Raw genomic sequence first — 14,106 nt, forward strand, 5'->3', positions numbered from 1 at the left:
GGCGCCCGTGGAGGTTGCATTCTTGGCATGCGAAGACTGATTCCCACGGGGGAGGCGGCGCGTCCCGTCGCCTTCGCCGAAGTCCCCCAGCCCGTCCCGGAGCCCGGTGAGGCACTGATCAAGGTCGAGGCGTTCGCGCCGAACCGTGGCGAGACGTTCCTCCTCGAACACCCCCGGCCGGGCCTGCTGCCCGGCAAGGACGTCGCAGGGCTCGTCGTACAGGCCGCAGCCGACGGCTCGGGCCCCGGTATCGGCACCCGCGTGGTCGGGCACCCGGCGCAGGGTGGCTGGGCCGAGTACGCCGCCGTGCCCACGCACTCGCTCGCAGTGCTCCCGGACAGCATCGACAGCGCACGGGCGGCCGCCCTGCCCCTGGCCGGGATCACCGCCCTGCGGCTGCTGCGCACGGCCGGCTCCCTGGCCGGCCGACGCGTGCTCCTCACCGGCGCTTCGGGCGGCGTCGGCCACTACGTCACCGAGCTGGCCGTCGGTGCCGGAGCCGAACTGACCGCGGTGACGGCCACGCCGGTGCGCGGCGAGCGGCTGGCGGCACTGGGCGCCGAGGTGGTGCACGACGTCGCGGCGGCACGAGGACCGTTCGACGTCGTGCTGGAGTCCACCGGCGGACCGGATCTGCCGCTCGCCCTCTCGAAGGTGCGCCCGGGCGGCACGCTCATCTGGTTCGGCCAGGCGAGCCGCACGCCGGTGACCCTCGACTTCTTCCAGCTGCTGAGCGGGCCCGAGCGCGTCACGATCCAGCACTTCCACTACACCGGCGCCCCGTACGGATCCGATCTCGCGGCCCTGGTGCGTCTCGTGGAACAGGGCCGGTTGCATCCCGAGCTCGGCCGGATCGCCCACTGGTCCGGGACCGCCGACACTCTGATCGACCTGAGAGAGCGCCGGATACGCGGCAAGGCCGTTCTGCTGACAGGAGAAGGACGATGAGCGCCGCCGAGTTCGCCGCAGCCCAGTGGACACGTGCCACCGGTGCGGGCGTCGACCCCCACGAGTACCGTCGCGTCACCGACGGCCTCACCTCCGTCGCCGACTGGGGACCGTCCTTCCTGCGCACCGGACACGCCTACCTGGAACGCGCAGAGGTCGCGAAATCCTCCGTCTCGGCAGGTGAGCACCTGCTGATGGCGGCGCGGTGGTTCCACCTCGCCACGCTCGCACCGTACGCGGAGGCCGGCCGCGCCGCCGCCGAGGCGGACCAGGCCTTGGGCAGAGCCCTCGCGGTGCTGGAGCCCGGTGCGCGGCGCGTGAGCGGCGAAGGGTTCACCGGCCGGCTGCGCGGCCCCGCCGACGCGCCCGGCACCGTGGTCGTCGTCCCCGGCCTGGACTCGGCCAAGGAGGAATTCCTCGACCTGGTGTCCGCGCTGCTGGCCAGGGGGCTGGCGGTGTTCGCGATGGACGGCCCCGGGCAGGGCTCGCTCGCCGCCACGACGACCCTCACGCCGGACTACGAGCAGGTCGTGGGCCGGGTCGTCGACGCCCTCGGCGTCGAACGCATCGGACTCGTCGGCCTCAGCCTGGGCGGCTACTTCGCGGCCCGGACCGCGGCACTGGAGACGCGCGTGGCGGCGGTCGCAACCGTCAGCGGACCCTTCCGCCTCGACTGGGAGGAACTGCCCCCGCCAGTACGAGACATCATGGCCCGACGCGCCGGAGGAGACGACGCCGCCCACGAGTTCGCCCGCCAGGTGGACCTCTCCGCCCTGGCACCGCGCATCGCTGCCCCGCTGCTGGTCGTGGACGGAGGCCAGGACGTCATTCCCGGCGTGACGAACGGCGAGCCGCTGGCCCGTCTGGCACCGCACGGCACCCATCTGTCCGTCCCGCACGGCGATCACCTCCTCGGCAACGCGCGGCCCGACTGGCTGTCCCACCTCACCGACCACATCGCGCACACCCTGATCGGAGGACGAGGATGAACCACTTCACCGGGGATCCTGGTATCAGGCGGGAAGGGCATCGACGGTGGGGACGACGGTGCCGAACAGGTCGGTGATGGTGGTCAGGGCGGCGGTCCGGAGGGCGGCGGCGGGCAGGACGGCGCCGTCGGGTGCGGTGAGGGCGCGGGTTGCGGTGGCTTCGGCGACGACCGTGGGGCGGTAGCCGAGGTTGAAGGCGCCCTGAGCTGTGTAGTTGACGCACATGTGGGTCATGAAGCCGGCTATGACCAGGTCCCTGCCGCTGCCCGGGGCGGCGCCCAGGCCGGTCAGGGTCTTCTCCAGGTCGGTGAGGTGGAAGGAATTGGGGAACTGCTTGACCACGACCGCCTCGCCGTCCACCGGAGCGACTTCGTCGCTGATGGCGCCGATGCGGGCGCGGATGTCGTAAGGGGTGTTCTCGCCGCCGTCGTTGATGATGTGGATGACCGGGATGCCCGCGGTGCGGGCGCGCTCCAGGAGGCGGGCGCCGGCTGCGAGGGCTTCTTCGGCGCCTTCCAGGGCCATGACGCCGCTGCGGTAGGTGTTCTGGAAGTCGACCATGATGAGGACGGAGTCGCTCAGCCTGGGCGGCCGGCTGTCCAGGCCGATGACGTCGCGCAGGGTCGTGGAGGGCTGGTTGCTGCTCATGGGATGCCTTTCGCAGGGGAATTTCATAGGGGAATTTCGTAGGGGAACGAGGCAGGGCGGAGCTGCCCGCCTGGCCGGAGTGAGCACTGGGGCTATCGGTGGGTGGAGAGGTCAGGTGGTCCGGGTGCGGAAGCGGCGGCGGTACGCCGCGGGGGTGGTGGCGAGCTGTCGTTTGAACGCCCGGTGCAGGGTCTCCACCGAACCGAGCCCGGCCGCGGCCGCCACCTGATCGAGCGGGTCGTCGGTGGTCTCCAGCAGACGCCGGGCCGTCTCGACCCGGGCGGCCTCGACGTAGGCGGCGGGACTGGCGCCGGTCTCCTGTCCGAAGACGCGGGCGAAGTGCCGCTCGCTCAGGCACATCCGGGCCGCCAGCACCTCCGCGGACAGGTCCTCGTCGAGGTGGTCGGCGATCCACAGCCGCAGCTCGTCGATGTCGCGGCGGGCGGAGGCGGGCCGGCTGAGCGGCACGGAGAACTGGCTCTGCCCGCCCTGCCGCTTGAGGTACATCACCAGCTGCCGGGCCACCGCCAGCGCGACGTCCTCGCCGAGGTCCTCGGCCACCAGCGCCAGCGCGAGGTCCAGGCAGGCGCTGATGCCGGCGCCCGTCCACAGCCGGCCGCGGTCGGCCCGGACGAAGATCGGATCCGGGTCGACCGTGACGGCCGGGTGGTCGGCGGCGAGCCGGGCGGCGGTCGACCAGTGCGTGGTCGCCGTCTTCCCGTCCAGCAGCCCGGCTGCCGCCAGGACGTGCGCACCCACGCACACCGACGCCACCCGCCGGGCGTGCGTGGCGGTCTCCTTCACCCACGCCACCACATCGGTGTCGATACGGGCGACGGGGCCGTCGTCGGTCATGTCGACCGCGCCGGGTACGAGGAGGGTGTCCACCTGCCCACCGACCTCGTCGAAGGCCAGATCGGCCAGCAGCCGCACACCCGCCGACGTCCGCACCTCGCCGGCGGCCGGCCCGGCGAGGCGGACCCGGTAGCCGGCGCGGCCCGCGGTCTCCCGGTTGGCCAGTGCGAAGACCTCGGCAGGGCCGGCGACGTCGAGGAGATCGACATCGGGGAAGACCGCGATGACGACACGGTGCGAAAGGGGCATGACCCCATCCTCACCGCGACCGCTCATGACTGCAATGACGGCTATCTGTCACATCCGGACATGCGGCCGAGTCCTTGTCGTTGCCACTGAGGTCGTTGCTGTCACCTTTCCAGCAGCGGACGCAGCTCGGCATGAGCCCACCCGCTGAGCCGGGTGGGAGTGGTGGTGAGCAAGTCCCGGGGCTGCTCGGGCACCAGTTCGCGCGATCCGGTGGTCATCCCGACGATGCCCTCCACCGCCGAGGGGTGCAGCCCGGCCGCGCGCAGCGCGTCCCGGGTCGCGTCGTCGCTGACGGGGTCGAGCCGGATCGGATACCCGAGCGCATCGGTGAGGATCTGTGCGACCTGCTGGAAGGTGAGGTCTTCCGGACCGTGCACGGCCTGGACCGTCCGGCCCTGCCAGGTGTCGCTCAGCAGCCGGGCCGCGACCACGTCCCCGATGTCGCGCGGATCGACCCACGGCATCGGACGGCCGGGATCGAACGCCGTGGTCAGGACGCCTCGGGAGAGTCCTTCGAGGTCGAACAGGAGGTTGGTGAAGAAGTACGCGCACCGCAGGTGCAGCACGTCCGCTCCGGTGGCGTCGAGTTGTTCCTCGATCCCGGCCAGGGCGTCGATGTGTCCGACCCCGTGCCGCTTCTCCGCCCCGATACTGCTCAAGAACACCACCCGCCCCACATCCCCGACCCGGGCGGCCGCCACCAGCGGCGCCGCGGTCCGCAGCGAGGTCTCGATCGGATCCGCTGTCGTATGCGGAGTGGGATCGACCCAGAAGACGGTTCCCGCTCCCGCCACCGCCTCGCGGACGAATCCGGCGTCCGTCAGGTCACCCCTGCGCACATCGGCCCGCGTCCGGGTCGCCTCATCCAGGCGGGCCGGGTCACGGACCAGGACGCGGGGACGGACACCGGCCTGGAGCAGAAGCCGCACCACGCGCGATCCCACGTGTCCCGTCGGTGTGGTGACCACGATGCTCATGGAAAACACCCCTTCTTTACGGCACTGGCGTGCCACGCACTCTAGAGCGCCGCATGGTCGTGGTCGCTTCCCCAGGCCAGCACACACTGGCGAGCCGCCCTTTCGCACACGGCCGGTGCAGAGCCGCGTCCCCCTCCACCGCCCGGTTTCCGCCCGGCTCCTCGGGCGCAGTATCGGGAGGGCGGCAACTGCAGAGGGGGAGTTCATGACCGTGATCGTCGGACTCGTACACAACGAGCGGGTGCACCTGGGCGGGGATTCGGCCGGTGTCTCCGGCCTCAGACTCACCGTCCGCCGGGACCCGAAGATCTTCCGCAACGGCCCCTACGCCCTGGGCTTCACCACCAGCTTCCGCATGGGCCAGCTGCTGCACCACGCGTTCAAGGCGCCCAAGCCCAAGGGCGACCTGGACCATTTCATGACCACCGTCTTCGTCGACAAGCTGCGCACCTGTCTCAAGAACGGCGGCTGGTCGCGCAAGGACTGCGAGCAGGAACAGGCCGGGACGTTCCTCGTCGGCATATACGGCCGTCTGTTCGCCGTCTACGACGACTACCAGATAGCCGAGCCCGCCGACGGGTACGCAGCGGTGGGGTGCGGGGACGAATTCGCGCTCGGCGCTCTGCACGCCACCGTGGGCCTGGACCTCAAACCACGTAAGCGTCTGGCCCTGGCACTCGCGGCCGCCGGCCACCACAGCGCGGGAGTCTCCGAACCGTTCAGGTACGTCACCGCGCGGAAGTGTTCCGCCTGATCATGAGGGCTCACGCTCTCGTCCGGGCCGGCGTCCACCCTTAGGGCCCCGCCGACCCGGAGGCAGGCAATGCCGGCCACCCTGGTGAGGCCTACGCATCACGCGTAGGACGCCGCTTCAGCGGGGTGTCGAGCAAGTGATTGAGGTGAGGGCGTGCCGGAGGGTGGCGGGGTCGCCGGGTGGGCGGTCGCGCCAGCGGGCGCCGACGTGGCCGTCAGGCCGGACGAGCAGTGCTCCGTGCGGGCCGAGGCCGCAGAGGTCGGTGTGCTCCTCGGGAAGGGTCTCGATGCGGAGCGGCCATGGTGCCGCGGCCTGCTGACTCCAGGAGGTGGGATCCGGGGTGAGCAGGGTGAACCATTCGCCGACCGCGTCGAGCGTGGAGCGGTTGTGTGCGAGCCAGAGGTGTGGCATGCGGTGGCCGGGCTCTGTGGTGGGGACGTAATCCGTGCCGGTGCCGGTGCCGGTGCCGGTGCCGGGCGGTTCGGGCGGGGGGTTCACGCCGGTGAGGACGGCGTCGGAGTGGTAGGCGGCGCCGAGCACGAGACCGAGTTGGGCGAAGTACTGCTCCGACCAGGGGAGCTCGATCCGGGCCGGCGCTGCTTCGCCGGTCCGTAGCTGGTCGCGGCGCCGGTTCTGCACTTGGATCATGAGGTGCGTGTTGGCCACTGCTTGACGGAGGGTCCGGTGGGCGACGGGTTGTCGTTCCGTTCCATAGGTGTTCAGCAGGTCTGTTCCGGCCCACCCGTGGAGGACGCCCGCCAGTTTCCAGCAGAGGTTGTGCACGTCGGCGATGCCGGTGTTCATTCCCAGGCCACCGGTGATGGGGATCGCGTGTGCGGCATCGCCGGTCAGCAGGATCCGGCTGTGGCGGAAGCGTTCGGCGACAGATGCGTTCATCGTCCAGTGCTGAACCCGCAATACGTCGGCTTGTACGTCGGTGCCGGGGCCCAGGGCACGCGAGACGAGGCCGGCCCAGTCGGCGTGTGCGGCGTCTTCGGGGGTGGGGGCGAACCAGGCCCAGCCTCCTTCGGGGTAGAGCGGGGCGAAGGCTCCGTGTGGGGTGAAGTAGACCCCGGCGGGCTGCTGGGCGCACCAGCGGCTGAGATCGGCGTCGAACACGACGGTGGTGAAGCCCGCCATCGCTCCGGGACCGGTCGTGCCGATTCCCAGCCGCTGCCGGACGGTGGAGTTCGCGCCGTCGGCGGCGATGACGAAACGGGCACGGACGCGCGTCTCCTGACCGCTTCGGTGGTCGGAGAGGACGGCCACGACGCTCTCGGCTTCCTCGGCCAGGCCGATGAGCTCGGCCCCGAACCGCACCGGGGCGTCCGCTGCGGCGAGCAGAGCGGGTTCCAGCCGGTCCTGTGAGGTGACCACGCCGATCACGGGGCTTTCGGGTACCGGCGCGTTGATCCCGACCATCGCCGCCGTGGCGAAGTCACGGTCCTGCAAGGTGTCGCGGAAGCGGATGCGGCCGTACTCCGGTGCGAACGCACCGGCCGTGATCCCGGCAGCGAGCCCGAGCTGTCGGTAGATCTCCATTGAGCGGACGTTGACCAGCCGGGCCCGGGGGAAGGGTGACAGCTCGGCGTGCTTTTCGACCAGCAGTGCCCGTACGCCCCAGCGTTCCAGCAGCGCCCGGGCGGTGAGCCCGACCGGCCCGCCGCCGACGATCAATACCGCCACCTCGGTGTCCGCTAAAGGCACGGCGAGCTCCTCCCGCTCGCCCCGCACCCTACCCGGTCGTTCATCCCGGCAGCGTGCGGAAAGGCGTGCACGCACCGGTGGGGCGGCCCCCGTGCTTGCTCAGGAAGTCGAGGATGTCGCACGAGGACCGGCCGAGTACGTCGTCGTGCCCGCTGCCCGGATAGGTGCGTTCTGTGATCGCCGGTGAGCCGAGCGCGCGGAGGTTGCCGGCGACCTGTGCCGACCACTGGGCCGGTACGTCGAGGTCGTTGCCGCCCTGGATGATCAGGAGAGGGCTGCGGACCGCGGTGCGGTCGGGGTTGCCGTAGGCGGCCATGGTGCGGCCCAGGGCGGCGAGCCGGGCGGAGTCGATCGGAATGGCCTGTTCCGAGGTGGTGCGGATGAGACCGGGATGCGGGTCGTTGATGCACTCCTCGAACACCTGCGAGGCGGTGCGCATGGAGGCGGGGCCGAGCAGGCGCGGCAGGTCGACGGACGGGTCGGTGGCGTTCAGGCCCGCCAGCGAGTAGAGGGCGAAGGTGAGCTGCCCGGCGTTGTGTGCGGCGATGACACCGGGAAGCATCACGTTCAAGTGACTGGCCGGCGCGATGGCCACGGCACCGCCGAAGCGCAGATCCGGGGCTCTCTTCGCGGCGTTGGCAGCGAAGATGGAGGCCTGGCCGCCCTGGGAGTGGCCGACGGTGAACCACGTCGGCGCGAGGCCCGGGACCAGCCGGCGGGCGGCGGTGACGCTGTCGACCACCGCGTTGCCCTCGTCGGCGCCGACCAGGTAGGTGTGCATGCCAGGAGTGCCGAGGCCGGGATAGTCCGTCGCCGTGACCGCGTATCCGGCCTTGAGGAAGGCGCCGATCTCCTGCGCGTAGGCGTTGTAGCCGAGGTTGGCCGCGTGCGAAGGCGCGCACGTGTCGGCGACGCCGGTGGTGCCGTGTGCCCAGGCGACGACGGGCCGGCCGCCGGGCGGTGGCGGCCCGGGGGGCACGAGTACGACGCCGCTGACGGGAACGTCCGCGTCGTGGGCGTTCCGCGAGTGGTACAGCACGGTCCAGCGCCGGGCACCTGCGATCCCGGCGTCGGTGCCGTGGTCGTTGGCCGCTATGAGAGTTCCGGGCGCCGCGGACGGCAGTGGTTGCGGCACTTGGTAGGTGCGGCCGGTGATCCCGATGCCCGGCAGGGACCCTCCGGCGGCACCGGGACCGGCACCAGGACCGGCGCCGCGCGCGGTTGGCTTGGGGGAACCGTCGGAACAGCCCCCGGCGGCGAGCGCCAGAGCGACGCCCAGGGCGATCAGCACGCGCGGCCAGCGCCTCCCGTGGCGCTTCCGCGGTCGGGCTATGTCGGGGTCGGCACTGGATATGTCCACGGCACGCACTCCTCCGGCCTGCGATACGACACGCGACTCAGCGTCGCACCGGGCACGGGGCGGTGCAGGCGGGGCGCGTCCAGGCGGGTGACGTGCGCAGCAGGCCGTCACGTAGACGGCGTCCATCGGCGCACACCGGGGCCGACCGGGCGCAGCAGTCGGCCTCGCGGCAACGCGGCGCGGCTACGCAGCCGTCACTCCTGGGCGCTGATGAGCTGAGCCACCCTGGCACTGGTCAGCTCGGTGGCGAGCACGCTGTTCTCCAGCGGCAGCAGACGGTGCGCCTTGCACAACTGCGTCGGCAGCGCCGCGTACTCCTCCCCGGTGATGCGTGTCCAGGACGGGTCGAACCGCACGCGGATGATCAGGTCGCGTGCCTGCTCGGAGACGATCGACGACGCCAGCAGCCACAACCCCGGCTCTCGCGCCGTACCGCGTGGGCCGAAGGCCAGGTGCAGCAGCCACGCCGACCGGCCCAGCGGGCTGCTCAGCCGGTGCCAGGCGATCCGCCCGTCCGCGTCGATCCGGCCGAACGTGCCGGTCCCCGCCTTCGCGGTGCCGAGGAGGACCACCCAGAGTGCGCCGGGGCCGCTGATCAGCCCGACCGGGGTGCTGCCCTGCTCTGCCGGAACGGGGATCTGCGAGGTGCGTCCGGTGCGCGGGTCGATGCGCAGCAGTGAGCTCGCGCCGTCCTGGCTGACGTAGAAGTCCCCGCTGACCGGGTGCTGCGCGGCGAAGATGGGGTGGGGCTTCGCGTCGAAGAGGCGGTGGCGTCCGGGACGCGTGTGGTCCAGGGCCAGGACCTGGTCGCTCCCCTTCAGGGTCACCCACAGGGTGTCCCCGTACTCGTTGACGTAGTGCGGCCCCCGGCCGCCGCCCGGAACCGCGATCTCTCGTTCGATGCGCGGGGCGGCGTCGAGGGAGTCCGCCCGCGGATCCACCAGCAGCAGCCGGTCGGCGCCCTCGTGCGTGGCCCAGATCCGTCCGGGGTGGCGCGAGGAGACCGCCAGCCCGTGCAGCATCGCGTCGGAGGAACCGAGCGGGAACGCCTTGGCGGCCGTCACCTGCTCGGTACGGGGGTCCAGCGCGAGCTTCACCAGCCGGCTGTTGGACATCTGGGACACGAGGACCATCGGCCGGTCCGGGATTTTGACGATCTCGTGCGTTTCCTCGGCGGGCGGCAGCTCGTACTCCACCACCGTCCGCCGGGGCGGGCCCGTCAGCGAGGAGTTGGCGCCCTCGTACCGCGGCCCCGCGGTCGCGGTGCCCGGCATCCCGAGCAGCGTGCCGGCCGCTGCGAGGCTGCCCAAGGACATCAGTCGGCTGTGAAAGGTGCGGCGGTCCAAGCGGTTCTCCTGGTGGGCGCGGCGTTGCGGGTCTGCGTGACGCGCCCATGCAAGCGGCCCGCCGGATCATCGGATGACGGATCCGGTGGATTCCCCCGTGTGGGTGATGCAGAAATCGCCGCCGGATCGCGCCCGGCGGCGGGGCCTTCAGAGGCTGAGGAGACGCAAGGTCCCGTTGAGGACGGACGGCAGAGCTGGGCGGCGCTCCCGGCCGTGCGCCCCGTCCGTACGGGACCGTCCGTACGCCCCCGTCCGTACGGGCCCGGCGCCGTTGACGGCCGCCGGGCCCGCGGAGGGGGCAACAGCCCGGAGCGTCCGCTTCCGGACGTCCGGGTGGGTCAGGCGCGCACGGTGTGCCAGGCGCCGACGCCACCGCAGCCGGTGCTCATGTACGTGGTGCTGCGGTATCCCGGCGGGATGGGGGAGCCGGCGCAGGTCCAGATGCCGTTGCGGACGAGCTCGTGGTACCAGGCGCCCACGCCGTTGCAGCCGGTGCGCAGGTAGTTGGTCGTGACGTAGCCGGGCGGAATGGGGGAACCCCCGCAGGTCCAGCGCTTGTCGCGGGCCAGCTCGTGGTACCAGGCTCCGATGCCGCTGCAGCCGTCACGCAGGTAGTTCGTGGTGACGTAGCCGGGTGGGACGGGGGAGCCGGCGCAGGTCCAGCGCTTGTCGCGGGCGAGCTCGTGGTACCAGGCCCCGATGCCGGTGCAGCCGCCGCGGTCGTACCGGGTGATGACGTAACCGGCCACGATCGGCGAGCCGGAACAGGTCCAGATCCCGTCCTTCACCGGCTGCTGGTACCAGGACCCGCTGCCGTTGCAGCCGGAGCGGTCGTAGCCGGTGATGACCCAGCCGTCCGGAACGGGAGCGCCGGAGCAGGCCCACTTGCCCGACGGCCGCCAGTCACCGGTCGCCGCGGCGGTGGCCGTACCGGCCGCGGTGCCGGTGAGCGCAGTCGCGATCAGCGCGATGGCTCCCACCGCGGCGGCGATCCGGCCGCGCGCTGCCGCCGCCTTCGCTCTGAGGTACGTCAAAGGTGTGTCCACGTTCATCCCCTCGTCATGGTCATGTCTTGCCGGTCGGCCGCGGCCCCGCAGACGACCGGGTCAGCCACAGGTGCCTGCCGGGCGGGTGCGGGTGACGAGGTCGGTGTGGCCGGTCGTGGCGTCGACCCAGATGACTTGCCGGCCGTCTGCCGAGGCGTGCGAGAGCTGTTCACCTCGGTTGCAGGAGACCCGTTCCCGTCGCGACCCGTCCGGGGAGAGCTGCCAGAGCCTGTCCAGTGCCTCGTAGCGGAGCTGCGGGTCCGGTGACTGCGGGTCCGGTGCGCGGACGGAGACCGTCACCGCTTCGTCGGAGGCCGTCAGGCCGGTCCCGTGCAGGGCATCCTTGCCCGTGCCGGGGCTGATGTCGACGGTGCCCGTGCCGTCCAGGTTCGAGCGGCGTACGGCGGTGGTGGTGTGGTCGGCGTCGGCGACGGTCAGCCAGAAGACGTGCTTGCCGGTGATGGCGGTGCCCATGAGGTACGAGGGCGTCCCGATCTGCTTCATCATGGTCCTCGTGCCAGTGGCGACGTCCAGGACCTCCGCGTCGTGCCGCAAGGCACCGTCGTCCACGCGGTGCCAGGTGGTGAAGGCGATCCTGCCGTGGCTGAGGGACGGGTCGCCGGTGCTCGCACTACGTCCCGTGGAGCCCGGTTCCACGTACGTCGGGGCGGTCTCGCCCATCCGCAGGTAGACCACCCGGGAGCCGGCACGGCGACGGTGGACCTGGAAGGTGACGACCTTTCCCTCCACGTGCAGTGAGGTGATGGCGAGCGCGTTGGAGAACAGTTTCTTGACCGGGCCTCCCGCGAGCGGCCGGGCGAGGATCTCCGTGGCCCGTCCCCGGCGCGCCTGCCAGACCACCGTCTTGCCGTCGGTGACCGGGTCGACGTGGTAGCGGCCGTCGTTGGGGCTGATGAGCTTCTTCTCGCCGGTGCCGTCGAGGCGTCCGGCCCAGACCGAGTAGGGCTCGGAGCCGTCGTCGTTGGACGTGGAGGCGGTCCACCAGCCGCCGCCCGCCCCGGCGCTCGTCCGGTCGTCGGTGTTGACCCGCCCGAGCAGCTGGTCGGAATCCACCCCCAGTGCGAGTTCCCAGCCCGGGACGATGCCGTGAGCGTTGAAGGCCCGCTCGACCGCCTTGTACTCCCTGTCGGTGACCTTGAGGTCGCGGGCGGCGGCGAGGACGGCGGCCCGGCCCTCGGTGAAGCCGTCGAGCGGGCTCATGTACTGCGTGAGCGCGTTGTGGACGATCCTGTCCGCGAGCGTGCGGTCGATGTCCTCGCGGATGTCCCACAGGGCGCCGGAGAAGATCGTGGAGTTCAGGTGGATGCCGCCGTTGTCGGTGCCGATGCCCACGCCGGCGAAGGACTTGGACGTGGTCCGCCCGTCGTTCAGGTCACGTGCGGCACAGGCGCGGGGCTCCTTCTGCCGGCACAGCGTCTCGCCGAGCAGGCCGGCGTCGGGGCTGTCCATGGCGATGCCGCGCGCGTCGGTCTCGACGGCATTGCCGAAGTAGTCGGCGACGGCCTCTCCCAGCGCGCCGGACTGGCCCGCGGGCACGAGGTTCGCGGTGCTCTCGACGACGCCGTGCGTCAGCTCGCGCCCGACGACGTCGAGAGCGGCCGAGAAGGGCCGGTATTCGTCGTTGCCGCTCCCGTAGATCACCTTCTGGCCGTCCCAGAAGACCTCCGCGTACGAGATCCCCAGGCCCACGAGCGAGTTCACGGCCGAGCCGCGGCCGTCCGGACCGTTCCGGCCGTGGACGTCCTTGAAGTAGTCGTGGACCCGGCCCGCGGCCCAGTGCGCGTCGACGGCGCCGATCCCGGTGGCCTCGTCGCCGAATTCGGCCGTGGGGGAGGAGAACTCCTTGAGGTCGGCCGGCCACGTGCGCCACACCTCGCCGTAACTCCGGCCGCGTGCGTCCCAGGTGGTCACGAGGTTCGCGTCGCCGCCACCTGCCTGGGCGCGGGAGCGGTCGCGCATCACGTACGCGTTGCGGTCCTCGTCCCGGGTCAGATGCAGCTCGACCTTCGTGCCGTCCAGCCGGACACCGGAGCCCTTCGTCCCGCCGTCCTGCAGGGCGGCCGTGCCCCGGGGGTCCGTGCCCCGGCGGTCCGTGGCGCGGCGGTCCGTGCCCCGGCGGTCTGTGGCGCGGCGGTCCGCGGCCGCGGAGCCGACGGCCTTGGAGCCCGCTTCGGCGGCTTTGGAGCCCGCGCCGGGGACCGCGGAACGGCTGGGCGTCCTGAATGTCTTGATCCCGCTGTACTGGAGGACGGGATGACCGGTCTGCGCCTCGATGTACACCTCGCGCAGCACAGGGGACCCGGTGGCCGGGTCGGTTCCGCGTACCGTCACGTGGTGGGTCAGCACCCCGGTGCCCCGCGGCAGCACGACCAGGCCGTGGGCCGTGCCGGTGATCGGCTGCCCGGCCTCGCCGCCCCCGGATCCTGCCCGGCCGTCGCCCTGGCTGTCCTCCTGGCCGTCGCCCCGGTCGTCGCGGGACGGGCGTACGGGCCCGAGCTGCCGCGTCACGGCGTCGACGGCCAGCTCGACGGCCAGGGGCGCGTCGATTCCGGGCTCGGTCGGGACGGTCAGCCCGGTGAAGTACCGGCCGGACGTGCCCGTGACGAACCGTGTGCCGCCGCTCTTCGCTCCCGTTGCGTCCATCCGGACGACGTACTGCCCTCCCAGGACGTCCACCCCGCGGTGCTTCTGCTGAAGGCGCACGGTCTCCGAGCCGCCGGTGGCGACGGACTGCAAGGGCTTGAGATCCCGGTCGGGGCGGGCGATCCGGTAGCGGCTCTGCTGGTCCGCCAGGTACCGCAGGGCCGCGTCGGCGGCGTTCTTTGCTGCCGGGACGGGCTCCCGGATGCCGGTCACCCAGGCGGGCGCTGCAGTGCGCCGGTCCTGCGCGACGTCGCCCGGCCCCTTCGGCGCCGTCGTTGTCGCCTGGGCCGGTACCGCAGAAACGACGAGTGCGGCGGTGCTCATCAGCGCCGCCGCACCGTACATGCCTTGTCGTGCCTTGTCTCTCCTTGATCGTGCCGTACGTGAGCTGCGTCTGCGCACGGTCCCCCCTCTGTGAGGTCTCTGGCCCGGACTTCTCCGGCGGCGCCGGAGCCGTTCCGGGCAGAGCCATGCAAACGCTGATGCGCACCGGCATCAATGTGGAGGACGAAAATGCGCAGACGACTTTCGGACGACGACGCGAGGGGGTTCGCCGGGCCCGG

At 71.8% G+C, this 14,106-nt stretch carries 11 protein-coding genes; 3 read left to right on the forward strand and 8 right to left on the reverse strand.

Annotation, left to right across the window (positions count from 1 at the left end):
• The first annotated feature begins 27 nt into the window (after window positions 1-27).
• The gene (locus tag AS857_RS14885) at window positions 28-948 is read left to right on the forward strand and encodes a zinc-binding dehydrogenase (protein ID WP_058043572.1); all 921 of its coding nucleotides are present in this window, start codon (window positions 28-30) and stop codon (window positions 946-948) included.
• A complete protein-coding gene (locus tag AS857_RS14890) occupies window positions 945-1,937 on the forward strand; it encodes an alpha/beta hydrolase family protein (RefSeq protein WP_058043573.1) in 993 nt (330 codons plus the stop codon). The genes AS857_RS14885 and AS857_RS14890 overlap by 4 nt, the downstream gene beginning before the upstream one ends.
• Window positions 1,938-1,961: 24 nt before the next feature.
• Here AS857_RS14890 and AS857_RS14895 read toward each other — a convergent pair whose 3' ends face one another.
• The 3 genes from AS857_RS14895 to AS857_RS14905 all read right to left on the reverse strand — a co-directional run bounded on the left by AS857_RS14895 (window position 1,962) and on the right by AS857_RS14905 (window position 4,666).
• Window positions 1,962-2,585 carry an isochorismatase family protein gene (locus AS857_RS14895; RefSeq protein ID WP_058043574.1) on the reverse strand — a complete coding sequence of 208 codons (624 nt, stop codon included), beginning with the start codon at window positions 2,583-2,585 and terminating at the stop codon, window positions 1,962-1,964.
• Between the two features lie 111 nt (window positions 2,586-2,696).
• Window positions 2,697-3,689: a GlxA family transcriptional regulator gene (locus AS857_RS14900; protein ID WP_058043575.1), complete on the reverse strand. Its 993-nt coding sequence runs from the start codon at window positions 3,687-3,689 to the stop codon at window positions 2,697-2,699.
• 101 nt (window positions 3,690-3,790) lie between these two features.
• Entirely contained in the window at window positions 3,791-4,666 is an 876-nt protein-coding gene (locus tag AS857_RS14905; RefSeq protein ID WP_058043576.1) for an NmrA family NAD(P)-binding protein, read from the reverse strand.
• Between the two features lie 205 nt (window positions 4,667-4,871).
• On the opposite strand from AS857_RS14905, the gene AS857_RS14910 reads away from it, so the two are divergent.
• Entirely contained in the window at window positions 4,872-5,420 is a 549-nt protein-coding gene (locus AS857_RS14910; RefSeq protein ID WP_058043577.1) for a hypothetical protein, read from the forward strand.
• A gap of 117 nt (window positions 5,421-5,537) precedes the next feature.
• On the opposite strand, the gene AS857_RS14915 is transcribed toward AS857_RS14910, so the two are convergent.
• The 5 genes from AS857_RS14915 to AS857_RS14935 all read right to left on the reverse strand — a co-directional run bounded on the left by AS857_RS14915 (window position 5,538) and on the right by AS857_RS14935 (window position 13,867).
• The gene (locus AS857_RS14915; protein ID WP_058044156.1) at window positions 5,538-7,127 is read right to left on the reverse strand and encodes an FAD-dependent monooxygenase; all 1,590 of its coding nucleotides are present in this window, start codon (window positions 7,125-7,127) and stop codon (window positions 5,538-5,540) included.
• Window positions 7,128-7,167: 40 nt separating this feature from the next.
• The gene (locus tag AS857_RS14920) at window positions 7,168-8,487 is read right to left on the reverse strand and encodes an alpha/beta hydrolase (protein WP_245699839.1); all 1,320 of its coding nucleotides are present in this window, start codon (window positions 8,485-8,487) and stop codon (window positions 7,168-7,170) included.
• A 194-nt stretch (window positions 8,488-8,681) separates the two neighbouring features.
• Window positions 8,682-9,803 (reverse strand): NHL repeat-containing protein, encoded by a 1,122-nt coding sequence (locus AS857_RS14925; RefSeq protein WP_144440822.1) that lies wholly within the window; start codon window positions 9,801-9,803, stop codon window positions 8,682-8,684.
• Window positions 9,804-10,171: 368 nt separating this feature from the next.
• Complete coding sequence (locus AS857_RS14930; RefSeq protein ID WP_216823975.1) at window positions 10,172-10,879, reverse strand: hypothetical protein; 708 nt, start codon at window positions 10,877-10,879, stop codon at window positions 10,172-10,174.
• Window positions 10,880-10,939: 60 nt separating this feature from the next.
• Window positions 10,940-13,867: a M4 family metallopeptidase gene (locus AS857_RS14935; protein ID WP_079110452.1), complete on the reverse strand. Its 2,928-nt coding sequence runs from the start codon at window positions 13,865-13,867 to the stop codon at window positions 10,940-10,942.
• Window positions 13,868-14,106 lie beyond the last annotated feature (239 nt).

It is taken from the genome of Streptomyces roseifaciens (genome assembly GCF_001445655.1).
In the GTDB taxonomy this organism is placed as follows: Bacteria; Actinomycetota; Actinomycetes; order Streptomycetales; family Streptomycetaceae; genus Streptomyces; species Streptomyces aureoversilis.